At 76.6% G+C, this 24,946-nt stretch carries 19 protein-coding genes; 12 read left to right on the forward strand and 7 right to left on the reverse strand.

Translation table 11 applies throughout. From position 1 onward, the window contains the following. The first annotated feature begins 1 nt into the window (after position 1). Both ACWGJO_RS06555 and ACWGJO_RS06560 read left to right on the forward strand, forming a co-directional pair. Entirely contained in the window at positions 2 to 3,352 is a 3,351-nt protein-coding gene (locus ACWGJO_RS06555; RefSeq protein WP_452182466.1) for a right-handed parallel beta-helix repeat-containing protein, read from the forward strand. After that, positions 3,349 to 4,590 (forward strand): S8 family serine peptidase, encoded by a 1,242-nt coding sequence (locus ACWGJO_RS06560; RefSeq protein WP_452182467.1) that lies wholly within the window; start codon positions 3,349 to 3,351, stop codon positions 4,588 to 4,590. Before ACWGJO_RS06555 ends, ACWGJO_RS06560 begins: the two co-directional genes overlap by 4 nt. Before the next feature lie 463 nt (positions 4,591 to 5,053). Here the strand turns inward: ACWGJO_RS06560 and ACWGJO_RS06565 are convergent, their stop codons facing one another. Continuing rightward, entirely contained in the window at positions 5,054 to 6,031 is a 978-nt protein-coding gene (locus ACWGJO_RS06565; protein WP_452182468.1) for a hypothetical protein, read from the reverse strand. A 273-nt stretch (positions 6,032 to 6,304) separates the two neighbouring features. On the opposite strand from ACWGJO_RS06565, the gene ACWGJO_RS06570 reads away from it, so the two are divergent. Together ACWGJO_RS06570 and ACWGJO_RS06575 are read left to right on the forward strand one after the other, a co-directional pair. Then, positions 6,305 to 6,682: a hypothetical protein gene (locus ACWGJO_RS06570; protein WP_452182469.1), complete on the forward strand. Its 378-nt coding sequence runs from the start codon at positions 6,305 to 6,307 to the stop codon at positions 6,680 to 6,682. Between the two features lie 273 nt (positions 6,683 to 6,955). After that, a complete protein-coding gene (locus ACWGJO_RS06575) occupies positions 6,956 to 7,594 on the forward strand; it encodes a sigma-70 family RNA polymerase sigma factor (protein WP_452182470.1) in 639 nt (212 codons plus the stop codon). Between the two features lie 100 nt (positions 7,595 to 7,694). Here ACWGJO_RS06575 and ACWGJO_RS06580 read toward each other — a convergent pair whose 3' ends face one another. Further along, the gene (locus ACWGJO_RS06580; RefSeq protein WP_452182471.1) at positions 7,695 to 10,547 is read right to left on the reverse strand and encodes a BTAD domain-containing putative transcriptional regulator; all 2,853 of its coding nucleotides are present in this window, start codon (positions 10,545 to 10,547) and stop codon (positions 7,695 to 7,697) included. Between the two features lie 325 nt (positions 10,548 to 10,872). On the opposite strand from ACWGJO_RS06580, the gene ACWGJO_RS06585 reads away from it, so the two are divergent. Then, entirely contained in the window at positions 10,873 to 13,506 is a 2,634-nt protein-coding gene (locus tag ACWGJO_RS06585) for a BTAD domain-containing putative transcriptional regulator (RefSeq protein ID WP_452182472.1), read from the forward strand. 319 nt (positions 13,507 to 13,825) lie between these two features. Further along, positions 13,826 to 16,195 carry an ATP-binding protein gene (locus ACWGJO_RS06590; RefSeq protein ID WP_452182473.1) on the forward strand — a complete coding sequence of 790 codons (2,370 nt, stop codon included), beginning with the start codon at positions 13,826 to 13,828 and terminating at the stop codon, positions 16,193 to 16,195. Between the two features lie 127 nt (positions 16,196 to 16,322). Here ACWGJO_RS06590 and ACWGJO_RS06595 read toward each other — a convergent pair whose 3' ends face one another. After that, a complete protein-coding gene (locus ACWGJO_RS06595; protein WP_452182474.1) occupies positions 16,323 to 17,597 on the reverse strand; it encodes a serine hydrolase domain-containing protein in 1,275 nt (424 codons plus the stop codon). A 334-nt stretch (positions 17,598 to 17,931) separates the two neighbouring features. Between ACWGJO_RS06595 and ACWGJO_RS06600 the strand changes: the two genes are divergently transcribed. After that, positions 17,932 to 18,828, forward strand: a complete 897-nt coding sequence (locus ACWGJO_RS06600) for an alkaline phosphatase family protein (protein WP_387693850.1) — start codon at positions 17,932 to 17,934, stop codon at positions 18,826 to 18,828. 10 nt (positions 18,829 to 18,838) lie between these two features. On the opposite strand, the gene ACWGJO_RS06605 is transcribed toward ACWGJO_RS06600, so the two are convergent. Continuing rightward, positions 18,839 to 20,200, reverse strand: a complete 1,362-nt coding sequence (locus ACWGJO_RS06605) for an MFS transporter (protein ID WP_452182475.1) — start codon at positions 20,198 to 20,200, stop codon at positions 18,839 to 18,841. Between the two features lie 84 nt (positions 20,201 to 20,284). Between ACWGJO_RS06605 and ACWGJO_RS06610 the strand changes: the two genes are divergently transcribed. Continuing rightward, on the forward strand, positions 20,285 to 20,878 hold the full coding sequence (locus tag ACWGJO_RS06610) for a MarR family winged helix-turn-helix transcriptional regulator (RefSeq protein ID WP_452182476.1): 594 nt from the start codon (positions 20,285 to 20,287) through the stop codon (positions 20,876 to 20,878). 58 nt (positions 20,879 to 20,936) lie between these two features. Beyond that, positions 20,937 to 21,521 (forward strand): hypothetical protein, encoded by a 585-nt coding sequence (locus ACWGJO_RS06615; protein WP_452182477.1) that lies wholly within the window; start codon positions 20,937 to 20,939, stop codon positions 21,519 to 21,521. Between the two features lie 71 nt (positions 21,522 to 21,592). On the opposite strand, the gene ACWGJO_RS06620 is transcribed toward ACWGJO_RS06615, so the two are convergent. The 3 genes from ACWGJO_RS06620 to ACWGJO_RS06630 all read right to left on the reverse strand — a co-directional run bounded on the left by ACWGJO_RS06620 (position 21,593) and on the right by ACWGJO_RS06630 (position 23,704). Continuing rightward, positions 21,593 to 22,660, reverse strand: a complete 1,068-nt coding sequence (locus ACWGJO_RS06620) for a trypsin-like serine peptidase (RefSeq protein WP_452182478.1) — start codon at positions 22,658 to 22,660, stop codon at positions 21,593 to 21,595. Between the two features lie 139 nt (positions 22,661 to 22,799). Further along, positions 22,800 to 23,123 (reverse strand): TolB family protein, encoded by a 324-nt coding sequence (locus tag ACWGJO_RS06625; protein ID WP_452182479.1) that lies wholly within the window; start codon positions 23,121 to 23,123, stop codon positions 22,800 to 22,802. A gap of 98 nt (positions 23,124 to 23,221) precedes the next feature. Continuing rightward, on the reverse strand, positions 23,222 to 23,704 hold the full coding sequence (locus tag ACWGJO_RS06630) for a nuclear transport factor 2 family protein (protein WP_452182480.1): 483 nt from the start codon (positions 23,702 to 23,704) through the stop codon (positions 23,222 to 23,224). A gap of 100 nt (positions 23,705 to 23,804) precedes the next feature. Here ACWGJO_RS06630 and ACWGJO_RS06635 point away from each other — a divergent pair, with 100 nt between their 5' ends. The 3 genes from ACWGJO_RS06635 to ACWGJO_RS06645 all read left to right on the forward strand — a co-directional run bounded on the left by ACWGJO_RS06635 (position 23,805) and on the right by ACWGJO_RS06645 (position 24,946). Next, a complete protein-coding gene (locus ACWGJO_RS06635) occupies positions 23,805 to 24,368 on the forward strand; it encodes a TetR/AcrR family transcriptional regulator (RefSeq protein ID WP_387733086.1) in 564 nt (187 codons plus the stop codon). Between the two features lie 238 nt (positions 24,369 to 24,606). Further along, the gene (locus tag ACWGJO_RS06640; protein WP_359899386.1) at positions 24,607 to 24,750 is read left to right on the forward strand and encodes a hypothetical protein; all 144 of its coding nucleotides are present in this window, start codon (positions 24,607 to 24,609) and stop codon (positions 24,748 to 24,750) included. Beyond that, on the forward strand, positions 24,743 to 24,946 hold the full coding sequence (locus tag ACWGJO_RS06645) for a hypothetical protein (RefSeq protein ID WP_452182481.1): 204 nt from the start codon (positions 24,743 to 24,745) through the stop codon (positions 24,944 to 24,946). Before ACWGJO_RS06640 ends, ACWGJO_RS06645 begins: the two co-directional genes overlap by 8 nt.

The following is a 24,946-nucleotide window of genomic DNA, read 5'->3' on the forward strand; positions in this document are numbered from 1 at the left end:
CATGTCGCGCCCGGTGCTGACGGTCTGCGCGGAGCAGCGGGAGCCCGGCTCCTACCGCACGATCGGCGAAGCCCTCCAGGCTGCCCGCAGCGGCGCGGTGATCTCGGTCCGCCCCGGCCGGTACGACGAGAACCTGGTGCTCACCAAGGTGGTGAGCATCACCGCCGAGGACGTCCGGGGCAGTGTGCGGATCAGTCCCCGCCGCGGTTCGGTGGTCCAGGTGCTCACCGAGGCCGTCCAGCTCACCGGCCTGGTGCTCCAGGGGCAGGACGACGACCTGCCCGCCGTCGACGTCCCGCGCGGCCAACTGGCCATGCAGGACTGCGAGGTGATCGGCAACGCGTGGACCGCCGTGCTCACCCGCCAGCAGGGCGAACTCGCCATGCGGGGCAGCCGGGTGACCAACCCGGCCGGAGCAGGGCTGGTGGAGACCTCCACCGGCACCAGCGTGATCGAGGACAGCGTCATCGAGCACCTGGGCACCTCGGCCGTGGTCATCGGCGAGCGGGCCAACCCGACGGTCCGGCGCTGCGTGCTGCGCGACGCGCGCGGCAACGGCCTGTGCGCCAACGGCGAGGCGCGCGGCCTCGTCGAGGACTGCGAGATCTCCGCCACCGACAAGCCCGCCGTCGCCCTGGAGGAGCAGAGCACCACCCGGCTGCTGCGCACCGAGATCCGGGACAGCGCGCTCGGCGTCTTCATCGGCTCCACCGCCCGGGTCGTGCTGGAGGACTGCACCGTCACCGCCGTGCGCGCCCACGGCTACGTCCTCACCAACGGCACCGACCCGCTGCTGCGCCGCTGCCGCGCCGTCCGCCCCCAGGGCCACGGCCTGCACATCGCCGGCCGGGCCCGGGGCACCCTGGAGGACTGCGAGGTCACCGCCCCCGCCCTGGCCGGCATCCACGTCGGCGAGTCGGCCGGGCCGAGCCTGGTGCGGGCGGTGGTGCGCGACGCCGGGACGGACGGCGTCGAACTCACCGGGGAGAGCGCCGCGGAGTTCGACCGCCTGGAGGTCCGGGACGCGGCCGGCGTCGGCATCGTGGTGCGCGACGGCGCCAACCCGCTGCTGCGCCGCAGCACCGTCACCGCCGCCGGCGGCCACGGGGTCGAGGCGCTGCGCGACGGGCGCGGCCGGCTGGAGGACGTCACCGTCGTCGACGCCGGTGGGCACGGGGTGCGGATCGCCGACGGCGCCAACACCTACCTCGGCGGCAGCCTGGTGCGCGGCAGCGGATCCTGCGGGATCTCGATCGGAGCCGAGGGCATCGCCACCCTGCGCGACGTCGAGTCCGCCGACAACGCCCTGGACGGCGCCGAGGTCGAGCACGGCGGCGACCTGACCGCCACCCGCACCCGGCTGCGGACCAACCGGCGGCACGGGCTGCACCTGCGGTCCGGCGCCCGCGCCACCCTGACCGCCTGCCAGCTCAGCGACAACACCGTGGACGGGCTGCGCTCCGACTCCGTGGAGCCCGTGCGGCTCACCGACTGCGTGGCCGCCGAGAACCAGGGCGCCGGGCTGCGGCAGACCGAGCCGACCGACCGCCTCGCCGTGGAGAACCTCGACAGCCGGGACAACCGCGCCCCGGACGCCCACGGCGCGGCGGCCGTCGCCACCACCGAGCCCGGCGCGGCCCCCGCCGGCGACGGGTCGGACGCCCCGGCCGAGGGCGCCGCGGCTCCCGCCCCGGCCGCACCGCAGGGCCCGCAGGCCGTCCTCCAGACCCTGGTCGGGCTGCAGGGCGTCAAGGAGCAGGTCGCCACCCTGGTCAACCTCAACAAGCTGGCCCGGCGCCGGGAGCAGGCCGGGCTGCCCGCCCTGCCGATGAGCCGGCACCTCGTCTTCGCCGGCCCGCCCGGCACCGGCAAGACCACCGTCGCCCGGCTCTACGGCGCGATCCTCGCCGAGCTCGGCGTGCTGCGCAGCGGCCACCTGGTCGAGGTCGCCCGGGCCGACCTGGTCGCCTCGATCATCGGCGGGACGGCCCTGAAGACCACCGAGGTGGTCAAGGAGGCGCTCGGCGGGGTGCTGTTCATCGACGAGGCGTACACCCTGTCGGCGGGCTCCGGCGGCACCGGACCGGACTTCGGCCGCGAGGCCATCGACACCCTGGTCAAGCTGATGGAGGACCACCGCGACGACCTGGTGGTGATCGTCGCCGGGTACGAGGCCGAGATCCGCGAGTTCCTGGCGTCGAACCCGGGCCTGGCCTCCCGGTTCAGCCGCACCGTCGAGTTCCGGAACTACAGCGACGAGGAGCTCACCACGATCGTCGAGCACGCCGCCGCCGGGCACGGGTACGAACTCGTCGAGGGCACCCGGGAGGCGCTCGCCGCGCACTTCGACCGGATGCCCAAGGGCGCCGATTTCGGCAACGGCCGGGCCGCCCGCAAGGTGTTCGAGGAGATGGTCGACCGGCAGGCCTCCAGGCTCGCCGAACTGGAGCACTTCGACAACGATGCGCTCACCCGGCTGCTTCCCGCCGACGTGGGCGAGCAGGCCGCCGCCGACGAGGCGAAGGCCGACGAACCCGGCCTGCTCGACCGGCTGCGCGCCATGGTCGGCCTCGCCGCCGCCAAGGAGCAGGTCGAGGACCTGGTCAACCTGACCCGGCAGACCCGGCGCCGGGTCGAGGCCGGGCTGCCCGCCGCCACCATCAGCCACCACCTGGTGTTCTCGGGCCCGCCCGGCACCGGCAAGACCACCGTCGCCCGGCTCTACGGCGAACTCCTCGCCGAACTCGACGTGCTGCCCTCGGGCCAGCTGATCGAGACCGCCCGCGCCGACCTGGTCGGCCGCTACATCGGCCACACCGCCCAGCTCACCCGGGACGCCTTCGAACGCGCCCGCGGCGGCGTGCTGTTCATCGACGAGGCGTACACCCTGACGCCCCGCAACGGCTCCGGCGGGGACTTCGGGCAGGAGGCCGTCGACACGCTGATGAAGCTGATGGAGGACCACCGCGACGAGGTCGTGGTGATCGTGGCCGGATACCAGGAGGAGATGCGCGGCTTCCTCGCCTCCAACCCCGGCCTGGCCTCCCGGTTCTCCCGGGAGATCACCTTCGACCACTACGCGGACGACGAACTCGTCACCATCGTCCGGGTACAGGCCGAGGCCGCCGGCTACACCTGCACCCCGGAGACCCTGGCCGCGCTCGGCACGCTGTTCGCGGCCGTCCCGCGCGACCGCTCCTTCGGCAACGGGCGGTTCGCCCGGCAGGTGCTGGAGGCGATGATCACCCGGCAGGCGGGCCGGCTGTCCCGGCTGGACATCGCGGACCTCGACGAGCTCAGCCTGCTGCTGCCGCAGGACATCCCGGCCGAGCGGATCGGCAGCCTCGCATGAAGCGGGCGCCCCTGGCCCGGGCGGTGGCCGCGCCCCTCCTGGCCGGGCTGCTGCTGCCCGTGGCGGGCACGGCCGCCGCCGACACGCCGGCCGGCCCCGACGCCCTGCCCGGCGTCAGCCAGCAGCGGCGCGACGCGAGCGGCCGGTCGGCCGGCTGCCTGCCGCCGTCCACCAAGGGCACCCAGCTCACCCCCTGGCCGCAGACCTTCCTGCGGCCCGACCGGGTCTGGCCGCTCAGCCGCGGCGAGGGCGTCACCGTCGCCGTCCTCGGCTCCGGGGTCAAGGACGGCAGCGGCCTGCTGGCCGGCCGGCTCGACCTGGCCCAGCTGCCCGGCGGCCCCGACCCCGCCCAGGACTGCGTCGGCCACGGCACGTTCCTGGCCGGCCTGATCGCCGCCGACCAGCGAGATGGCGCGGGCTTCGCCGGCCTCGCGCCGCGCGCCCGGATCCTCGCCGTCCCGGTCACCAACGACGCCGGAACCCCCTCGGCGGACCTGCTGGCCCAGGGCATCACCGCGGCCGCCGACCGCGGCGCGCGGGTCATCGCGGTCGGGGTGGCGCTGCCGAACGGCACCGACGCCCTGGCCGCCGCGGTCCGCGCGGCGCGCGGCAAGGGCGCGCTGATCGTCGCCCCGGCCGCACCCGACACCGTCCCGACCGACGGCTCCGGAACCGCCAAAGCCGGCCCGGCCTACCCGGCGGCCTACCCCGAGGTGCTCGCCGTCCGCGACCTCGCCCCCGGCGGCGCGCTCCCGGACGGCCCCTCGGCCGTCCCGGTCGGCGGCCGCGTCGACCTCGCCGCCCCGGGCGACGCCGTCACCGGCCCCGGCCCGGCCCCCGGCGGCTACTACACCGGCGCCGGCCCCAGCTTCGCCACCGCCTTCGTGGCCGGCACCGCCGCCCTCGTCCTCGGCTACCGCCCGGACCTGACCGTCGACCAGCTGACCCAGCGCCTGGAAGCCACCGCCTACCGCAGCCCCGACCCCCAGTACGGCCACGGCACCGTCGACCCCGTCGCAGCCGTCACCCGCCTCGCGGCCCCCGCCGCCCCGGCCCCGCCGACCGCGGCCGCCGCCCCCACCATGCCCCCCGTCCCGCCCCCCACCGACGCCGGCCACCGGGCGGGCCTGATCGCGCTGTCCTCCCTCGCCCTCGTCGCCCTCGTCGCGGCGGCGGGCGCGGTGGCCCCCCGTGCCCGCGCCCGGGGCTGGCGCCCGGGCCGGGCGGAGGAGAGCTGACGGGTCGGCGGGGACGGGAGGGGCGGCGAGGTCGACGTGCCCGCGCCGGCCGGCGGGACGGCAGCGGGCCGGAAACCCGGCAGTGGTACCGGTGTCCCGCCAGCGCGCTCGGCAACGCGAACTCGGGCACGTGCCCGGAGACCCGGGGCGACGCCACCCACATCGGTGCGACCGCCAACCAGTGGCAGTGCGACGGGTCCGCCACCCGAAGGGGCGCTGAGCCGCGCCCGAACGCGGTCCCAGCGGCCTGCCGCGCGGGCTTCCCGGCGTGGACCTCGGGGGGAGAGACCTCCTCGTGGGGTGGGCGAGGCGGTGTCCTGCGGCGGATCGCCGTCCGCTTCCCGGCCTCCCGGCCTCCCGGCCTCCCGGCGCCCGCCGGGAGGCGGCTTGGCCTGCGCCCGTCCGGCAGGGCGCGGGCGGTGGGTCGCTCCTTCTCCGGTCCCCGCTCCTTCTCCGGCCTCCCTCAGCCCCGGCGTTCGGCCATGGCGTCGCCGACGAGGGCGGCGAGTTCGAGGTAGTCGAGGCGGGCCCGGGGGCGCAGGGCGGCGGGGGCCGCCTGGGGGCGGCCCGGGAGCGGGAGGGCGAGGGCGCCGCGGCAGCGGGTGCGGAAGTGGGGGAGGAGGTCGCGGTCGGCGACCGGGCGCTCGGTGGGCGGGGCGGGGGTGAAGACGGCGGTGGCCCCGCGGGCCAGCCGGTCGTGGCCGAGGGCGGTGAGGTGGTCGAGCAGGGTGTCGGCGGTGCGGGCGCCGTCGGCGCAGGCCCGGGCGCAGAGGATCAGCTGGTCGGCCCGGTCGACGGCGGCGAGCTGGACCTCGGCCGGGGCGCCGGTGGTGTCGGCGAGGACCACCGGGTAGTGGCCGCGGGCCTCGTCGAGGGCCTCCCGTACGGCGGCCGGGTCGGGTCGTACGGACCGCAGCACGAGCCGGCCGCCGGTCCGGCACTCGCTCCCGGCGGGCCCGGTGGTGGACAGGACGAGCACCGGGTCGGCCCGGTGCTCGGCGAGCAGGGCACCGAGGACGGCGGCGGCCCCCTCGGCGGGGCCGCCCAGGACGGCGATCCGGTGGCAGGACCGCAGCGGCACCCGGACGCGTTCGACCAGGCGCCGCCGCCGTGCCTCCCCGCCGCCGGGCAGGACGAGCCGCAGGGCGCGCGGGAGGTCCGTCCGGGGGGGTTGTGCGGGCGGGTCGGGCAGCGGTCCGGGTGCCGCGCCGGTGTCGGCGTCCCGGGCCGACGGCTCCGCCGGCGGGACGGCCGAGGGAGGTTCGGCGGACGGGGCACGGGTGAACAGCTGCCGTTCGGCGGGCGGGATGAGGACGGTGCCGAGCGGGTCGAGCGGGCGCCGGGGCAGCAGGGCGACCGGCTCGGGCCAGGCGGCGGGCGAGTAGTCGGGTGCGGCCGGGGTGGTGCTGCCCGCGCCCGCGGTGCCGTCGGAGAAAGCCATCGGATGACCTCCCGGTCCAGGGTGCGCCGGACCGGTGCCTGCGGTCCGGCCGGCCCGTACAGCCGGGAGTACGGCTGAAGGCGCCCCTCCGGTTCACTGAACCCCCCTCGGTGGTGGGCCCGTTGAGCGGGGCAGGGTGCACGGAGCACCCCTGGTCGCATCGGGAGGTCCGCATCGGAAAACCCTCCGCCCCACCGGCTACCGATCGGTACCGTCATCCGGTGGCACCCGGCGCCTGCCGAGTGCCACCGAGTCGGAAGGAGCGTGAGTCCCGTGAACGGGACGGGGGAGGGACGCGGCATGGCCGCGGACGGGCCGGAGGCGCGGGAGTTCGTCGCGGCCCTGGTGCGGGCCGGGGCACCGAGCGCGGACGGGCCTGCCGCGCTGGCGGTGCCCGCGGCGGCGGCGGAGGAGGTGATCGCGGTCGCCCGGCGGATGGCGCTGCGCGTGGTGCCGGAGGGCCGGTGGTGGCCGCGGCCCGCGACGGCGCTGCTGGACATGGCGACGGCGCTGGTGGTGGACGAGCACCCGTCGGCCCCGCAGTGGTCGGAGGCGGAGCGGCAGCGGCTGACGGGCTGGGTCGCGGTGCTGATCGAGCATCGGGGCGAGGACGGGGTGCAGGAGTTGCTCCGGGCGCTCGGCGGGGGCTGACACCGCCGGGCCCGGGCGGTGTCGGCCCCGGGCCCGGGGCGGTCCGGGCGCCTCGGCCCACGGCCGCTAACGACCGGCCAACAGTCGTCGGCGCCCGCCAACGGTGGCACCCGGGACCGCGCCGAGTGCCCCGGCGGGGGCGTTGGTGCTGCCTTGGTGCGGACTTGGCGGCCTCCGGCAGTGTGCTGTTGCAGCCACCGCCGGGGGATTGTCCGGTCGCTGCCCAGCACGCCCTGCCCGTGCTGCGCCCCTGCCCGACCTGAGAGGTAGCGCGTGTCGAAGCCGTCCGTCGCCCAGCCCACGTCCGTCACCCCGTCGTCCGAGGGTCCGGCGGACGCGCCGGAAGGCGTCACCGCCCCGGTCCGTCCGACCCTCGACCCGGACACGCTCGCCGAGATCCACCGGCTGCACGGCGGCTACCTGTTGCGGGCGCTGCTGCGGGCCACGGGCGGGGACCGCGGCAAGGCCGAGGACATCCTCCAGGAGACCCTGCTGCGCGCCTGGCAGCACCCGGAGGCGCTGTCCGCCGGGCCGGAGGCGAGCCGGCCCTGGCTGTTCACGGTCGCCCGCCGGATCGCGATCGACCACTACCGGATGGCCGCCGCCCGCGCCAAGGAGGTGATCGGCGAGCCGATGGAGGACCGGCCGGTCGCCGACGACCCCTACGAGCGGGTGGTGGTGGCCCGGGACATCGCGCTGGCGCTGCGCCGGGTGCAGAAGCACCACCGCGAGGTGCTGGTCGAGCTGCACCTCAAGGACCGCTCGGTGCTGGAGGCCTCGTCCCGGCTGGGGGTGCCGCCGGGGACGGTCAAGTCCCGCAACTTCTACGCGATCCGGGCGCTGCGCCCGGTGCTGGCGGCGGAGCACGGGTACGCCCCGACGGAGCGCGGGGCCGCCTCGGCCGCGGGCTGACCGGGCCGCCGTCCCGTCGGGCGGCCCGGGCCGGCTGTCGGCCGCCGCCTCCCGCCTCCCGCCTCCCGCCGGCCGCCGCCAGGGCCGGCCTCCGCCCGGGTCAGTCGTCCGCCTGCCGCCGCCCGGTGCGGAGCTTGAGCGACTCCTCCACGCCGGTGGTGAACCCGCTCCGGTAGCCCGCGCGCCGGTCGTGCGAGCGGAAGCGGTCCAGCGCCGAGCGCAGCCGGGCACCCACCTCCGGTTCCCGGCCCCGGGCCGACAGGTGGGCGGCGTAGGACTGTTCGGCCACGGCGTGCAGGTACAGCAGGCCGGCCTCCTCGCACGCGGCGAGCAGCCGGTGCCAGGCGAGGTCGGCGGCGACGTCGCGGACGGTCGGCGGGAGGGCCTGCGCCTCGGTCAGCAGCGACCAGAGGTGGACCTGGGTGACGGGCGTGGCCGGCAGCAGCTCCCGGGCCTCGCGGGACCGGCGCTGGGCGCCCTCCCGGTCCCCGACGGCCAGGCTCACCCAGCCCTGGTGCACCTTGGCGTCGACCAGCCGCCGGCGGTCGCCGGACTCCAGCGCGAGCGCGGTGGCGCCGGCGGCCAGCCGTTCGGCCTCGGCGCCGTGGCCGAGCATCGCGGTGACCATGGCCAGCGTGGCGAGCGCCCGGACGTGTGCGGACACGGCCGCGGGCCCGGTCCCGGACTCGGCGGCGGCCACCGCCCGCCGGGCCGCCTCCGCGGACTCCTGCCGGCGTTCCAGCGCGACCAGGGCCTGCGCCCGGCAGTTGAGCAGCAGGCCGAGCGCGACCGGGTCGCCGCACCGTTCGGCCGCCGCCTGGCCCAGCCGGGCGCAGGCGAGCCAGTCGGTGAAGCGGCTGGCGCCGTAGTAGAGCGAGCCGCAGGTCAGCGCGAGCCGCCAGGCGCGGGCCGGGTCGGTGTCGGGGGAGGCGACCAGCGCGGAGAGCGCCGGCTCCTCGGCGTCGAACCAGTCGAGCGCGGTGCGGATGTCGACGGCGGCCGGCAGGGACTGCGCCGGGCCGGCGGGCGGGGCGGTGTCCTCCTGGCCGGGGTCGAGGAAGGCACCGCAGTGCCGCAGGGCCGTGAGGTAGTGGTCGGCCAGGCGTTCGCGCAGCAGCCGCCGGTGCCGCTCGGGCCGTTCGGCGAGCAGTCCGGCGCCGTAGCGCCGGACCAGGTCGGTGCGGACGTGGCGCCCGGGGGCGGTGCCGGTGAGCAGGTGGTGGGAGGTCAGCTCGCCGAGCGCCCGGTGGGCGGTGGCGGTGTCGCTGCCGAGCAACGCGGCGCTCGCCGAAGGGTCCAGCTCGCGGCCGGGGTGGGCGGCCTGGACGGTCAGCAGTTCGGCCGCGGGTTCGGAGAGCCGGCGGTGGGTCAGCCGGAGCCGGCCCGCGACGGAGAGCGTGCCGTCGGCGTCCAGGGCGGCCAGCCCGGTCCGCTCGTCGGCGAGTTCGGCGACCAGCTCGGCGATCGTCCAGTCCGGCCGGGCGGCCAGCCGGGCGGCGGCGATCCGCAGGGCGAGCGGTAGACGGTCGCAGAGCCCGGCGAGACGGGCGGCGGCCTCCGGCTCGGCGCGCAGCCGCTCGGGCGTCAGCGCGCGCTCCAGCAGGTCCAGGGCGTCGTCCTCGGACAGCGCGGCCAGGCGCAGCAGGGTCGCCCCCTCCAGCGCGACCAGGCCCTCCAGCGCGCCCCGGCCGGTGACCACGGCGGTGCCGGCCGGGCCCGCGGGCAGCAGGTCGGCGACCTGGTCGGCGTCGGCGGCGTCGTCCAGCAGCACCAGCAGCCGCCGGCCCCCGGTGCGCTCGCGGTAGAGCGCCGCCCGGGCGGCACGCCCGGCGGGGATGCCGTCCCGCGGCACACCGAGCGCGCGCAGGAAGCCGGCCAGGACGGCCTCGGGCCGGGCCGGGCCGTCCGGGGCGAGGCCGTGCAGCTCGGCGTGGAGCAGGCCGTCCGGGAAGCGGTCGGCGACCCGGTGCGCCCAGGCGGTGACCAGCGCGCTCTTGCCCACCCCGGCCGGGCCGACCACCAGCACCGGGCCGTCCCCGGCCCGGCCGCCCTCGCCGGGGCCCGGCCCGCAGGCCCGGTCGAGACGGGCCAGGTCGCCGGTGCGGCCGACGAAGTCCGGTTGGCGACGGGGCAGTTGGCGCGGCACCGGCGGGACCGGCGGGACCTGCGGGACCGGCGGGGCGGCCGGGGGAGCGGCGGACACCGGCTCCACCGTGCGGTCGTCGGCCAGCACTTCGGCGAGCGCCGCCCGCAGCGCCGGGCCGGGGTGGATGCCCAGCTCCTCGGCGAGCCGCATCCGGGCCCGGTGGTAGGCGGTCAGCGCCTCGGCCGGCCGGCCCGCCTGGTGCAGGCAGCGCATCAGCAGCGCCACCAGTTCCTCGCGCAGCCCGTCCATCCGGACGCCCTGCTCCAGCAGCGGCACGGCCGACGCCCCGGCGCCCTGGCCCAGCCGCAGTCCGGCCCAGCGGAGCAGGGCGGAGGTGCGGGACTGCCGCAGCCGGTCCACCGCGGCGGAGCGCAGCGGGGTGTCGGGCAGGTCGGCCAGCGCCTCGCCGCGCCACAGCCGCAGTGCCCCCTCCAGCAGCGCGACCGCCGCGGCGCAGTCACCATGGCCGGCCTGCCGGTCGGCGGCGCCGGTGAGCTCCTCGAAGCGCAGCGCGTCCACCTCGTCGGCCGGCCCGGCCAGCAGGTAGCCGGAGTCCCGGGTGTGCAGCTCGAACGGGGTGCCGGCGAGCACCTTGCGCAGCGCGGCGACGTGGCCCTGCACGGCCGCCCGCGCGCTCGGCGGCGGCTGCTCGTCCCACAGCAGCTCGCACAGCTGGTCCACGGTGACCAGGTGCCCCAGCCGCAGCGCCAGCAGCGCCAGCACGGCCCGCCGCTGCGCGCCCGCCACGCTCGTGAAGCCGCCTGCCCCGATCCGCAACTCCACCGGCCCGAGCAGCCGAATCCGCACCAGTACCCCCACTTCACCGCAGAACCGCTCATCGCACCCCGAAGCGGCCATCGGCCCTCGGGGTGGAGCAGTGTAGTGCGAGAAGATGTCCGGTCATGTCGGTCGGTCGTCCCTGCCCCCGGTTGACGCGTCGGGAGCGGCCGATGGTTGCGCCGGCGGGGGAACGGGCCGGAACGCCCTGCCGTACCCCTCGGTTCGGCCGGGACTCCGTGTCGTACCCCTGCGGTACGGTGCCCGAGGACGGCCCCGGACCGGCGCGAACGGCCTGGTCGGCCCTATCCTCGGTCGGGTCGGGGAGTCGAGGACGGGGGAGGGGAACGGGCGCGTGCACATCGATCTGCTCGGACCGGTGGTGGTGCGGCGGGAGGACGGGACGGTGGTGACGCCCTCGGCGCCCAAGCGCCGGGCGCTGCTGAGCGCGCTCGCCGTGCGGCTGAACCGGACGGTGGCCACCGAGGAGCTGATCGAGCTGGTCTGGGAGGGCTGCGCGCCGCCCACCGCGCGGGCCGCCCTGCAGGGCCACGTCGCGGCGCTGCGCCAGCTGCTGGACGGCCCCGGACTGGAACTCGACACCCGCGGCTCCGGCTACCTGCTGGCCGGTGAGCCCGACCGGATCGACGTGCTGCGCTTCGCCCGGTTCTGCGAGCAGGCGGGTGTGCTGCTCCCCGAGCCCGCCGGCCCGCCGCGGGGCGCCGCGCCGGACCGGGCACTGCCCCTGCTGCGCGCCGCGCTGGACCTCTGGCGCGGTCCGGCGCTCGCCGACTGCGGCTCCGCCCTGCTGCGCGAGCGGACCCTCCCGTACCTGACCGACCTGCGGCTGCGCGCCCTGGAGCTCCTGGCCGACGGCCTGCTCCGGGCCGGCCGGGGCGGCGAACTGGCCGCCGAACTCGACGAGGCCGCCGACGGCCACCCCGCCCGGCAGCCGCTGGCCGCCCGGCTGGTGCGCTGCCTGGAGCAGGACGGGCGGAGCGCCGAGGCGCGGGAGCGCTACGAGCGGGCGGTGGCCCGGCTCAGCTGGCCGCCCGGCCCCGAACTGCGCCGGGCCGGCGAGCTGGCCGGCGCCCGGCCCGCCGCCGACCGCCGGTTCGTCGGCCGGAGCGTCGAACTCGCCCGGCTGGACCAGGTGTTGCCCGCCGCACGGGACGGCCGGCCGATCCTCGTCACCGGGCCCGCGGGAGTCGGCAAGACCAGCCTGGTCCGGCAGTGGACGGCCCGGCGCGGCGACGCCTACTTCCCGGACGGCGTCCTCCACGCCGACCTGCGCGGCTTCGACCCGGACGGGGCGCGCGAACCCGGCGAGGTGCTCGGGGAGCTCCTCACCGCCCTCGGCGTCGACCCGGACGCGCTGCCCGCCGAAGCCGAGGACCGCGCCCGCCGCTACCGCGAACTGATCGGCGGCCGGCGGATGCTGGTCGTCCTGGACGACGCCGCCTCCTACGAGCAGCTCGTCCCGCTGCTGCCCGACCCGCCGGCCACCGACAGCGAGCCCGCCCCGGTCGCGATCGTCACCAGCCGCAGCCGGCTGCGCCACCTGCTGGTCCGCACCGGCGGCATGCCGGTGCCGCTCGGCGCGCTCGGCGCCGACGAGGCCGCCGACCTGCTCGCCCGCATCCTCGGCCCGGACCGCACGGCCGGAGAGCCGGAGGCCGTCGCCGAACTCGCCGAGCGCTGCGACCACCTGCCGCTCGCGCTGCGCCTGGCCGCCGCCCGCCTGGCCGCCCGGCCCGACTGGTCCGCGGCCGACCTCACCGCCGAACTCGCCGACGAGCAGACCGGCCTGGCCGCCCTCTCCGGTGCCGGCACCGGCACCGACCGCGGCCCGCTCGGCCTCACCACGGCGCTGGACCGCACGTACCGCGCGCTGGCCCCGGACGCCGCCCGGCTGTTCACCCTGCTCGGCCTGCACCCCGGCGCGGAGATCGGCACCGACACCGCCGCCGCCCTCGCCGACCTCCCGCCCGCCACCGCCCGCACCCTGCTGACCCGGCTCGACGCCGTGCACCTGCTGGAGGAGACCAGTCCCGGCCGGTACGCCCGGCGCGAGCTGGTCCGCCGCCACGCCGCCGCGCAGGCCGCCGAACTCGCCTGCGAGGAGCGGTACCTGGCCCTCGACCGGCTGATCGCCCACTACCTCGACGTCACCGCGGACTGGGCGGGCGAGGGGGCTGGGGCCGGGGGCAGCGGGTCGGCGGCGGCCTGGTTCCGCCGCGAGGAGAGCGCCCTGCGCGCCGTCGTGCTCTGCGCCGAGCAGAAGGGACGGCCCACCGCGGCCTGGCGACTCGCCCACCGGGTCGGCCGGTTGTACGAGACCACCGGCCACGACCGGACGCAGTGGCGGGCCGTGGTCGAGGCCGGGCTGCGCGCCGCGCACGCGGACCGGGACGAGGCGGCGGTCGCCCGGCTCGGCACCGACCTCGCCGTCCTGCACGTCGACCGCGCGGCCCACCGCACCGCCGCCGACCAGCTGGAGCGGGCGGTCGACGCCGCCGACCGGGCCGGCGACGCGGCGCTGCGCCACCACTGCCGCAGCCGGGTGGCGGCCGCGCTGCTGCGGACCGGCCGGTACGAGCGGGCGGTGCCCATGCTCGGCGACCTGGTGGCCGCCGCCCGCACCCCGGCCACCGACCACCTGCTGGTCCGCGCGCTCACCGACCTCGCCGACGCGCTCGTCCTGGCCGGCGACCCCGGGCCCGCCCTGCGCCACGCCGACGAGGCGGTGCGCGCCGCCACCGCCCGCTCCGGCGGCGCCGAGGCCGTCCTCGCCACCCACAGCCGGGCCCGCGCCCTGCACGCGCTCGGCCGCCGGGACGCCGCGCTCTCCTCGGCCCGGCTCGCCGTCGCCCTCGGCCGCACCGTCGGCGACCCGGCCCTCGAAGCCCGCTCCCATGGCCTGCTCGCCGACCTGCTGGACGCCCTCGGCCGCACCGTCGAGGGCGCGGAGGCGAGACGCCCGGTGTAGGGCCGCCGCCCGCCGGGCCCTGTCCCGGCCGCCCCGGCGGCGGGAAACCGCCGCCCGAGACCGGCCGTCCGTGGCGGAAAACCGCTGATCGGCCGGCGGAACCACAGGCGGAACTATCGGCGGTCCGCTCCCGCGCAACCGTCCCCGCCCGCGTCGCCCCGCCCGCACGCATCCCTCCTGACCTGGGTGGATATCCTGAGGGAGGGGCGACTGGGAGGAATCTTTCCGCCCGGGCATACTTCTGCCTGGAACGAACCGCCGGAGGCGACTCCAGGCAGAAGTGCGGAACTGCGCAGGACCGAGTGAGTGGGGGCGGGGTATGGCGGCCGGGGGCGGTACGGACACGGACGCGAACGAGTTCAGCTGTCTGCTGGCGGGGCACCGGGTGGCGGTGGGCCTGACCCAGGAGGAGCTCGCCGCGGCCGCCGGGGTCAGCCTGCGCGCCCTCGGGGACATGGAGCGCGGTCGCACCCGCGGCCCGCAGCGGCGCACCGTGCGGGCCCTGGCCGAGGCGCTCGGGCTGGACGGCGTGCAGGCGGAGGCGCTGGACCGGGCCGCGCAGTCCGGACGCCCGCGCGGGGTGCGGCCGGGCTCGGCGCCCGCCGGGGGCCGAGCCCGGCCCCTTCGGTCCGCCTCGTACGAGGCCGCCGCCGGTACGGACGCGCCGCGCGCCGCGGCCCCGGCCGTGCCCGCCGCCGAGACCGGTCAGAGCGCCCTCGCACTGCCCCGCGACATCGCCGACTTCACCGCCCGCGAGGACGCCCTCGCCCTGCTCGCCCGGCTGGCCGAGGACGAGCGGCCGGCCCACCCGCGCGTGGTGCTGGTCAGCGGCCAGCCCGGCCTCGGCAAGACCTCCTTCGCCCTGCACGCCGCCCACGTCCTGGCCCCGCGCTTCCCGGACGGCCAGCTCTCGCTGGACCTCGGCGGCATGTCCTCGCAGCCGCTGCCCGCCCGGGACGCGCTCGGTCAGGTGCTGCGCGCCCTGGGCGTGGCCGATGCCGCGGTGCCCGCCGGGACGGAGGAGCGGGCCGGCCTCTACCGGGCGCTGGTGCGCGAGCGGCGGCTCGTCCTGGTGCTGGACAACGCCGCCGACGAGGGCCAGGTGCGTCCGCTGCTGCCCGGCTCCGGCCCGGCCGTGACCATCGTGACCAGCCGCAACGTGCTGCCCGGCCTGGAGTCGGTGCACCGGTTGAGCCTGGACGTGCTCTCCCCGGCGGAGGCGGCCGGGCTGCTGGCCCGGATCGCCGGCCGCGAGCGGATCGAGGCCGCGCCCGACGCCACCGCCGAGCTGGCCAGGCTCTGCGGCTACCTGCCGCTCGCGCTGCGGATCGCCGGGCAGCGCCTGGTCGCCCGCCCGCAGCAGCCGGTCACCCACCTGGTGCGCCAGCTCACCGCCGAGGAGAACCGGCTGGACCTGCTGGAGACCGGCGACCTGGCCGTCCGCCCGGCCTTCGAGCTGTCCTACCGGCGACTGCCCGCCGAGTCCCAACTGGTGCTGCGCCGCTGCGCGCTGACCGCCGGGCAGGACTTCACCGCGGAGATCGCCGCGGCCTACGCGGGCCTGTCGGCGGCCCGCACCGAGCTGGTGCTGGAGCAGCTCGTCGACGCCGGGCTGATGCAGGCGGCCACCCCGGACCGCTACCGCCTGCACGACCTGGTGCGGCTCTACGCGGGCGAGCGGCTGACCGCCGACGAGACGGGCCAGGAGCTGGCCGAGGCCCGCACCCGGGCGGGCCGCTGGATCCTCGGCCGGGCGGCCGAGTACGGACTGCGGTTCGACCCGGATCACGCCACGGACGCGGCCGGCACCGGCGGCGCCGCGCCCCCGCACCTCACCGAGGCGGCCGCCTGGCTGGAGTACGAGCACCCCGAGTGGCTGGCCGCCCTGCACCAGGCGCAACTGGCCGGCCGCTACCGGGAGGTGGTGGACACGGCCGAGGCGATGCACTGGTTCTCCGACCGGCTGCTGAGCTGGGGCATCTGGGCCGAGGTGTTCCAGCTCTCGGCGGACGCCGCCCGCGCGACCGGGGACCGGCGGGTGGAGGCGGTGCACGTCAACTACCTGGCCTGGACGTACATCACCTGCCTGCACCGCTACCAGCGCGGCATCGAACTGGCCACCGAGGGGCTGGAGCTGGCCCTCGCGGTGGGCGACCGGGAGCAGCAGGGCTGGGCGCTCACCTACCTCGCCTCGGGCCTGCGCCACCTCCAGCGGCACCGGGAGGCGACCGACGCCTTCCGCCGGGCGGCGGACGCCTTCGCCGAGCTCGCCAGCCGCTCGGCGATGATCGGCCGGCTGGTCACCCTGCGGGGCGCGGCCAACTGCCTGCGGGAGTCCGGTCGGGCGGAGGAGGCGGCGGATTCGCGCCGGCGGGCCCTGGCCGGGGCGCTGGAGCTGGTGGAGCGCTGGTCCTCGCCGCTGATGCACCTGCTGGCGGCCATGACCGCGCACGAACTCGGTCTGGACCGCGCGGCGTTGAGGCGCTGGCCGGCCGCCGAGAAGGCCTACCGGCAGGCCCTGGTGCACTTCGAGGCGGTGGGCCGCCCGGACAGCATGACCAAGACGCTGACCGAACTGGGCACCGCGCTGATCGAGCAGGGCCGCGCCGAGGAGGCCCGCGAGCTGCTGACCGAGGCGCTCACCGATCTGAGCGCGGAGGGCCCCCGCGGGGCGGGCGCCCGGCACTGACCGGTTCTCCCGAGGAGCACTGCCGGTGGCACCCAGAGCCGGTCGGCCGTAACCGGAAACGCCCCTGCCCGCCCCGGTCTCACCGGAAGCGGGCGGGCGCGCGGGCCGGAGCGGCCGGTCGGACCGGTCAGATCCGGGTGTCCTCCACCACCGGCAGCGAGTCGACCGGTGCCGAGGCCGGTGCGGAGGCGGGTGCGAAGGCCGTCCGCGGAGCGACGGTGGGCTGCTTGCCGCAGAAGGCCGGCTCCAGGGTGTTCATCAGACCCTGGGTCACCGAGCCGTTGTTGGAGGCGTTGGCGAAGACCACCACGCTGCGCCGCCCGTCCGGGGTGGTGAAGGACTGGGTGTTGAAGCCCTGCACGATGCCGCCGTGCCCGTACACGTCCCCGCAGGAGAGCGAGATGCGGCGCAGGCCCAGGCCGTAGGAGATCTTCGCGGTGGGGGTGGGCAGGGCGGCGGTCATCTGCTGGAGCGAGGCGGTCGAGACGAGCCCGCCGTTGTCGCCGGCCGTCAGCGCGGTGAGGAAGCGGTCGAGGTCCTCGGCGGTGGAGATGACGGCCCCGGCAGCCCAGACCCAGGAACCGTTCTGCTCGGTGGAGTTCAGCAGTGGCTTGGTGCGGTCGTCGTTGGTGAGGTAGCCGGTGACGTGGGCGCCGCGGATCGCCTGGTCGGGCACCACGAAGGAGGTCTTGCGCAGCCCGAGCGGCTGGATGATCCGCTCGTTCAGCACCTCCGGGAAGGGCTGGCCGGTGAGGTGCTCGACCGCCAGGCCCATCAGCACGAAGTCGGTGTTGGAGTAGGAGTAGCGGGTGCCGGGGGTGTACTGCAGGCCGTGCTTGACCGACATCGCGACCAGCTCGCGCGGGTCGTAGACCGTGCTGCGGATGCGGGCCTCGAAGGCGCTGGTGGTCTCCTCGCCGGCCTGCTCCAGCAGGTCGTTGGTGTGGTCGAAGATCCCGGCCCGGTGCTCCAGCACCTGGCGGCCCGTCATGGTCCAGCCGTCCGGGAGGGTGCCCGCGGGCAGGTACTCGCGCAGCGGCCGGTCGAGGTCGATCCGGCCCTCCTGCGCCAGCTGCATCACGAGAACGGCGGTGAACATCTTGCTGTTGCTGCCGACCCGGAACCTCCACGAGGAGTTCATCGGGGTCCCGTCCAGGTCGGCCAGGCCGACGTTCACCGAGCGGGTCCGGTCGCCGCCGTCGTGGTCGCGGATCACCGCGAAGGCGCCCGGGGCGCCGGCCGAGACGGTGGCCTGGAGGGCGGCCCGCACACCGGCGAGGTCGGGGGCGGTCGCGTCGGTGGTGTTCTGGCCGGCGGCCGCGGCGGGCAGGGCACCGGTCGCCACCAGGACGGCGCCGGCGGCGGCCACCGCGAGCGGGCGCAGAAGGCTGGTCTTCGCCATGTTCTCCGGTTCTCTCGTGAGCTGACGCGGTGTCGGACCGCGTCGTTCGAAGATCACTATCACCGGCCCGGGCGGTCCGTGGCAATGTGAACCGGTTCGCCCGCATTTCGCGTTGTCGATGCGGCGGTCGGCGGCCGCACCGTTCGTTTCCCGCGCCGGGGCCAAGGTTTCACCTGCCGTCGCCTACCCGCGTCGAACGCGGCGCCCGATGCTGTTCGGGCGCTCTGCGCCCGGCCGTACCCCGGGCTCGGCGCCCCGGACGCCGCACACCGGCGGCAGGCACCTCCCGTCCCGTGCCCGGCTCGCCGGGCCGTCTTCCACCCGAGGAATTGTCATGACTTCGTCCACGAAGGCCCTGAGCCCCCGCTCCCGCCGCACCGCGACCGCGATCGGCTCCGCCGTCGCCCTGCTCGCCGCCTCCGCCGGCCTCTGGGCGGCCACCGCCACCACCGCCCAGGCCGCCGCGCTGCCCACGCCCGACCACATCGTCGTCGTGGTGATGGAGAACCACGCCTACACCCAGGTCATCGGCAGCAGCAGCGCCCCGTACATCAACAACACCCTGAAGGCCGGCGGGGCCAACCTCACCCAGTCCTTCGGCATCACCCACCCGAGCGAGCCGAACTACTACGCGCTGTTCTCCGGCTCCACCCAGGGCACCGTCGACGACAGCTGTGTGACGGTCGGCGGCTTCCAGGCCGCCAACCTCGCCTCCGAGGTGATCGCCGCCGGCAAGACCTGGGGCAGCTACAACGAGTCCCTGCCCAGCCAGGGCAGCACCGTGTGCAGCAGCGGCAGCTACGCCCAGAAGCACAACCCCTGGTTCGGCTTCGGCAACGTCCCGCTCGGCTCCGCCAAGACCTTCGCCCAGTTCCCGACCGACTACAGCACCCTGCCGAACGTCTCCTTCGTGGTGCCGAACCTCTGCAGCGACATGCACGACTGCTCGGTCGGCACCGGCGACACCTGGATCAAGAACAACCTGGGCGCGTACGCCACCTGGGCGCAGACCCACAACAGCCTGCTGGTCGTCACCTTCGACGAGGACAACAAGCTGTCCGGCAACCGGATCCCGACCGTGATCTACGGCGCCCACGTGACGCCCGGCAGCAGCAGCGCCACCACCTACAACCACTACAACGTGCTGCGCACCCTGGAGGACCTGGCCGGCACCTCCGGCCACGCGGGCAACGCGGCCTCCGCCGCCGACATCACCGGCATCTGGAACTGAACGGCGGCGGTCAGGCCCTGATTCCGGCCGGGTCCTGTTCCGGGGTCCGGTCCCGTCCCGGGGCCTGCTCCCGGGCCTGGTCCGGCTCCTGATCCGGGGTCCGAGCCCGATCGTGAGCCCGGGTCCGGGCCGGTGGCCGTTCGGCCGCCGGCCCGGGCGCGGGCGCGGTTCCGGCGGCCCGCCGGGCGCCGTACCGCCGGACGCCGGGCACCGCCGCCGTGCCCGCGCAGACCGCCGTCACCAGCCCCGCCACCGCCAGCAGCGGCACCCGGTCGCCCCAGGCGTCGGCGGCCAACGGCGCCAGGACGTACCCGAGCGGGGCACCGGCCAGCGACAGCAGCCAGTCGTACGAGGTGACCCGGGCCAGCGCCCCGGGCGGGAACTCCTGCTGGACCACCGTCTCCCAGAGCGGGTTGAGGAAGCCCAACCCGGCCATCGCCACCGCCTGTGCGGCCACCGCGAGCGGCGCCGGGGCCGGGAGGGCGAGCGCGAGCAGCGGCAGCCCGTACAGCGCGAGGGCGAGGTTCCCGGCCAGCACCGGGCGGCGGGGCCGCAGCCGTCCGGCGATCAGCGAGCCGATCAGCAGACCCACCGCGCCCGCCTGGGTCAGCGCCACCCAGGCGCCGTCCCCGCCGAGCCGGGTGGCGGCGATCAGCGGGCCGAGGGTGAGCAGCACGGAGCTCGCGCCGTTCCACACCCCGTGGGCGATCAGGCTGGTCCAGTACCAGTCCCGGGAGCGCACCTCGTTCCAGCCCTCGGCGAGGTCCCGGCGCAGCGAGCGCGGTTCGCCGGGCACGTGGTCGATGCGGAGCCGGGTGAGCAGCGCGGCGCTCAGTGCGAAGGAGGCGCCGTCCAGCACGAACGCCCAGCCGGGCCCGGCGGTGTACACCAGCAGCCCGGCGAGGGCCGGGCCGCCGAGCCGGGCGGCGGCGGTCGTGGAGCCGAGCAGGGCGTTGGCGCGCAGCCGCAGCTCGCCCCGGACGGTGGCGGCGACCAGCGGCGAGGCGGTGGGCATGGCGAAGGCGGAGGCGGTGCCGCCGACCGCCGAGGCGAGCGCGACGTGCGCCAGGTCCGGGTCCCCGCCGAGCAGTTCGAGTCCGACCAGCAGCTGGGCGGCGGCCCGGACCAGGTCGGTGGTGAGGGCGACGAGACGCGGGTCGAAGCGGTCCCCGACCACGCCGCCGACCGGCAGCAGGAGCAGTCTCGGCACCATCGCGCAGCCCAGGACGAGGCCGAGTGCGCCGGCCGAGCCGGTGGCGCGGGTGACGGCGATGGCCAGGGCGGCCGGGACGGCGGCGTCGCCGAGGGTGGAGAGCGTCCGGCCGATGAAGAGCAGGCGGAAGCCGTTCAGGCTCAAGGGGTGGCGTGTCACGCGCCGCACTGTATTTCGGTGCCGAAATTTTGGCAACGAATATTTTGGTGCCGTTGTTTCCGCTGCGGTTTGTAGACTCCTCCCATGGCCGAGCACCCTCCCGAGCAGCCCACCGCGCCCCACGACCGGACGGACAGCCGTGACCGGACGGAGGCCCGCGACCGGAGGGAGACGTCCGACCGGACGGAGGCCCGGGACTGGACGGACGGCCACCTCGACCGCTGGCAGCCGGTGCTGCCCGGCCTCGACCCGGACATCGAGGCCTCCGTCACCCGGATGTCGCGGCTCACCCGCCACCTCGGCCGGGTCCGCGAACAGGGCGTCGCCGACTACGGCCTGCACAAGCACGAGTTCGACACGCTGCACGTGCTCGCCGGCCGCGGCGGCCACGCCGCCCCCTCCGACCTCCGGGCCGACCTCAACCTCGCCCCCGCCTCGGTCACCGGCCGGCTGGAGACCCTGGAACGACGCGGCTTCGTCCTGCGCACGCCGTCCACGGAGGACCGCCGGAAGGTCGACATCGTGCTGACCGAGGCCGGACGCGCCGCCTGGCAGGAGGCCCTGGAGGTGGTGGGCCGGGAGGAGCGGCGGCTGCTGGGAGTGCTCTCCGAGGAGGAACGGCGCACGCTGGCGGACCTGCTGCGGAAGGTGATGCTCGCTCAGGAGGGCGAGCGGTAGGCCCCGGGGCAGCGGCCGGGGTCGACCCGCGGCGTCCGTCCCTGGTATCGATGGGGGCGTGCGATTCGAACGTGTGCCGGTGCCGGACGGCGTGGGGGCGCGGCCCCGGGACGGGCGGGGCTACCCGGTGCCGGCGATCACGCCGTGGCAGGGCGACGTCCCGCAGTTCGCGCTGACCGACCACGGGCGCAGCGCCGACTGCGCGCTGGAGCGGCGGTGCTCGGTGTGCGGGCGGTTCATGGAGCGCGGACCGGTGTGGCGGGTGGTCGGCGCCGCCGAGAGCGCGGCGATCGTCGGGGCGCTCGCGGCCGGGCAGCCGTACCGCAACCTCGCGCCCACCATGGAGGACCCCGGCCACCGGTCCTGCATGCTCTACGCCGCCATGGTCTGCCCGTACCTGGCGCGCCCCAACGCCCGGCGGCGGGCGAGCACCGGGGACACGGCGGACGAGCTGACCTCGGCCGCCGTCCGGGGCGCGGCGCGCGGCGGCACGGGCGCGGTGGTCGGGTTCGGCGACTACGAGTACGCCGTCACCGGGACCCGGGTGCTGTTCCGCTTCCTCGACGTGGTCGAGTTCCTGCCGCACGAGTCGGCCGACGAGCACCTGGCCGAGCTGCGCGCCGAGTTGGCGAAGCCTCTGTAGCTCTCATGGCCCGTGCGGCCCCGATGGCCCGGCCGGCGGAGCTGCCGGCCGGGCCGGGGCGCGGCCGGGGGTCAGAGCGCCCGGGTCTGCGCCCAGTCGTAGAGCCGGTGGGCGCTGTCCCCGAGGCGGGTGGCGTACAGCGTGTTGACCGTGCCGCCCGCGAGATCCTCGGAGGTGGTGGTGACGCCGACGAGCGTGCCGGCCCCGGTGGCCGGGTCGAACCGGGCGAAGTGGGGGCCGCCGCTGGCCCCGTGCGACATGTCGCAGGACTCGCCCCACAGGACCGGGGCCTTGGGGCCGGGGCGGGCCGGTCCGGCGCAGTGGATCATGCGCGAACCGGAGTATGCGGCGGAGGGGTCGTTCAGCCGGTCCTTGGGATAGCCGAAGGTGTGGACGAACTCGCCCTCGGTGGGCGGGGTGAACGCGATCCGCTGGGCACCGGTGATGTCGGCGACCCGCCGCCCCTCGGTCGAGGGGTTCGCCACCAGGACCCCGGCGTCGTAGCCGGCCACGGCGACGTCGTTCGAGGTCGTCCCGCCCGGATCGGCGTCCCAGCGGGAGGAGGTGGCCATGGTCCTGATGCTGAAGCCGCCGAGCGGCTTGGTCCCGTTGCGGTAGCCGGGCACGAAGTAGAGGTTGTGGCGCCAGGTGTCGTCGGTCGCGGGAGCCCCGACGCCCCGCAGGCAGTGCGCCGCCGTGAGGAGGGTGCTGCGGTTGGCGCTGTTGACGACGGTCGCGGTGCAACTGCCGTCGTAGCCGTCGGAGAAGGTGAAGAAGAGCCGGCCGACGCTCCGGTCCACCGCGCCGCCGTGGGTCCACACGGCCCCGGGGTCCGGGGTGTCCGCGGGCAGCGGCCGCGGGTCGTTCGGCGTGTTGTCGTCCTCGGGCAGGGGCGTGATCTCGGGGACCAGGGCGCCCGCCAGCTTCATCCGGTCCGGTGTCCAGTAGGCGTCGATCCGGCCGCGTTCCTGCGCGGTCGTGGCGCCGGCGTGCGTCGTGACAGTATCTCGCTCCGCGGCGAGGGCGGTGTTCGGCAGCAGCACCGCCGCGGTGGTCGCACTCAGCAGGAGGGCGCCCACGGCGGCGAGCCCGCGGGGCAGTGCGCGGCGGGCGGTCGGTGTTCCGGGTGTCTTCGGCATGCACGGCACCGTAGGCGCGGGACGTCAGGCTCCCGTGTGGATCGGGTCTCGGCCGGCCGTCGAAACGATCAGGTTCCGGTAACGGCGTCTCGGTCCTGTACCGGTGGCCGCCGCTCTTCCTGAGCCGGCATCAGGGCCGTTAGGAGGGCAGGCCCTTGACGGTGGAGACCTGGGTCGGCGCGGCAGAGCCGTCGGCGGGCAGGGTGCTGATGCCGTCCGGGGTGCGGACCGCGATGGTCCTGCCGTCGGGGGACCAGGCGGGCTGGGTGCAGTCGGTGGTGGCCGACGGGGTGAGGTCCTTCTCGGCCGTCCGGTCGATCTGGGTGGAGCGGGTGAACAGGTGGTCGTGCCCGTCCACCGGGCGGACGAGGACGAGGTGCTCGCCGTCCGGGGCGAGGGCCGGCTGCGAGCCCTTGCCCAGGTCCCGGGTCGCCGGGCGGATGTAGTCGTCGTACAGGTACACCTCGCTGGTCGGGGTGTTGGCGTAGACGATCTCGCCCCGGTGGCCGCCCGCGTTGGCCCAGGTGTTGCCGGTCTGCGGCGATCCGGTGGCGGGGGCGGTTAGAGGCCGAGTTCGGTGAGGCCCGGGTGGTCGTCCGGGCGGCGGCCGAGCGGCCAGTGGAACAGGCGCTCCTCGGCGGTGATCGGCAGGTCGTTGATGGAGGCGTGCCGACGGGCCATCAGGCCGTCGCGGTCGAACTCCCAGTTCTCGTTGCCGTAGGAGCGGTACCAGTGGCCGTCGCCGTCGTGCCACTCGTACGCGAAGCGGACCGCGATGCGGTCGCCGTCGTACGCCCAGAGTTCCTTGACCAGGCGGTAGTCGAGCTCGCGCCGCCACTTGCGGGTGAGGAAGTCGGCGATCCGCTCGCGGCCGGCGAGGAACTCGGAGCGGTTGCGCCAGCGGCTGTCCGGGGTGTAGGCGAGGGCGACCCGCCGGGGGTCGCGGGTGTTCCAGGCGTCCTCGGCGGCCCGGACCTTCCGGCGGGCGGTCTCCTCGGTGAACGGGGGCAGGGGCGGGCGCTGCTCGGTGCCGGTCTCGGGCATGGATGCTCCTCGGAATGGGCGTTCCGCTGGTGAGAACGATCGTTCTCACTCTGGTGGATACGATAGGAGAATCATCGTTCTCACGCAAAGGGCGCGGCAGATGGAGCAGGAAGACCCGCGGACCCGGATCCTCGACGCGGCCGAGGAGCTGTTCTACGGGCAGGGCATCCAGGCGGTCGGCATGGACGCCGTCCGGGCCGCCTCCGGCATGACCATGCGCCGCGTCTACCAGCACTTCCCGTCCAAGGGCGAGCTCGTCGAGGCCTACCTGCTGCGCCGCGACGGCCGTTGGCGGGCGAGCCTCGCCGAGTACGTCTCGCGCACCGGCGGCGACCCGCGGGAGCAGCTGCTCGCGGTCTACGACTGGCTCGGCCGGTGGTTCGCCGAACCCGGTTTCCGGGGCTGCGCCTTCGTCAACTCGCTCGGCGAACTGGGCGCCGTCAGCCCCGCGGTGGTGGCCGCCGCCCGGCACCACAAGGCGGAGTTCGGGAGCTACCTCGCGGGCCTGGCCCAGGCCGCCGGAGCCCCGTCCGCCACGGCCGTCCACCTGACCCTGCTGGCCGAGGGGGCGATCACCAGCGCGGCCGTCCACGGCGATCCGACGGCCGCCGCCGACGCGAGGGAGGCCGCCCGGCTGCTGCTGGCCGCGACCCCGGGGCGGTAGTCGGGGGAGGGGGCCGGGGCCGGGGGGGCGAGCGCGCCCCGTCGCCCGTGGCGAACGCCGCGTGCGGGCCGTCGTTGCCGGGCGGCCTCGGGCGGCCTCGGGTGGTGCCGATGGTGCCGGCGGTGCGGAGGGGGCGCCATGAGGGGCGACCGTTCCCGGCCGAACCGCACCGGGCGAGTGCTTTTCGCCCGAACGCGCGTTTATCGCCCATTGATCGCCACCGCCTAGCCTCGGGCGCATGGACGAGAGAGCGGCCGAGCGGCCGGGGGCGTCGCCCGAGGGGCGGATGACGGAGCAGGACACCGAGCGGTTCCGGCGGTTGTTGGCGCGGCTGGAGGACTCGCTGGTGGTGGACCGGAAGGCGGCGGGGCGCGATGCCTGAGTGCGTCGAGCCGCCCGAGCGCGCCGGGCCGGGTCCGGGTCCGGTGGCGGTGCTGCCGGTGGCCGTCCTGCCGCTCTGGCGGCGCGGGGAGGCCGGGCAGGAGCGGAACGCGGACCGGCCCGGGGTGCTGCGGGGGCACCCCGGGCTGGTGGTGGGCGGTCGGGAGCGGGAGGGCGGCGCCGACCGGAGGGACTGA

Source organism: Kitasatospora sp. NPDC054795 (genome assembly GCF_053611565.1).

Coding starts and splice junctions, on each gene's coding strand:
- ACWGJO_RS06555 (WP_452182466.1), top strand. CDS start 2: ATGTCGCGCCCGGTGCTGACGGTCTGCGCGGAGCAGCGGGAGCCCGGC.
- ACWGJO_RS06630 (WP_452182480.1), bottom strand. CDS start 23,704: ATGCCCGAGACCGGCACCGAGCAGCGCCCGCCCCTGCCCCCGTTCACC.
- ACWGJO_RS06565 (WP_452182468.1), bottom strand. CDS start 6,031: ATGGCTTTCTCCGACGGCACCGCGGGCGCGGGCAGCACCACCCCGGCC.
- ACWGJO_RS06620 (WP_452182478.1), bottom strand. CDS start 22,660: ATGCCGAAGACACCCGGAACACCGACCGCCCGCCGCGCACTGCCCCGC.
- ACWGJO_RS06640 (WP_359899386.1), top strand. CDS start 24,607: ATGGACGAGAGAGCGGCCGAGCGGCCGGGGGCGTCGCCCGAGGGGCGG.
- ACWGJO_RS06595 (WP_452182474.1), bottom strand. CDS start 17,597: ATGGCGAAGACCAGCCTTCTGCGCCCGCTCGCGGTGGCCGCCGCCGGC.
- ACWGJO_RS06590 (WP_452182473.1), top strand. CDS start 13,826: ATGGCGGCCGGGGGCGGTACGGACACGGACGCGAACGAGTTCAGCTGT.
- ACWGJO_RS06645 (WP_452182481.1), top strand. CDS start 24,743: ATGCCTGAGTGCGTCGAGCCGCCCGAGCGCGCCGGGCCGGGTCCGGGT.
- ACWGJO_RS06600 (WP_387693850.1), top strand. CDS start 17,932: ATGACTTCGTCCACGAAGGCCCTGAGCCCCCGCTCCCGCCGCACCGCG.
- ACWGJO_RS06635 (WP_387733086.1), top strand. CDS start 23,805: ATGGAGCAGGAAGACCCGCGGACCCGGATCCTCGACGCGGCCGAGGAG.
- ACWGJO_RS06610 (WP_452182476.1), top strand. CDS start 20,285: ATGGCCGAGCACCCTCCCGAGCAGCCCACCGCGCCCCACGACCGGACG.
- ACWGJO_RS06560 (WP_452182467.1), top strand. CDS start 3,349: ATGAAGCGGGCGCCCCTGGCCCGGGCGGTGGCCGCGCCCCTCCTGGCC.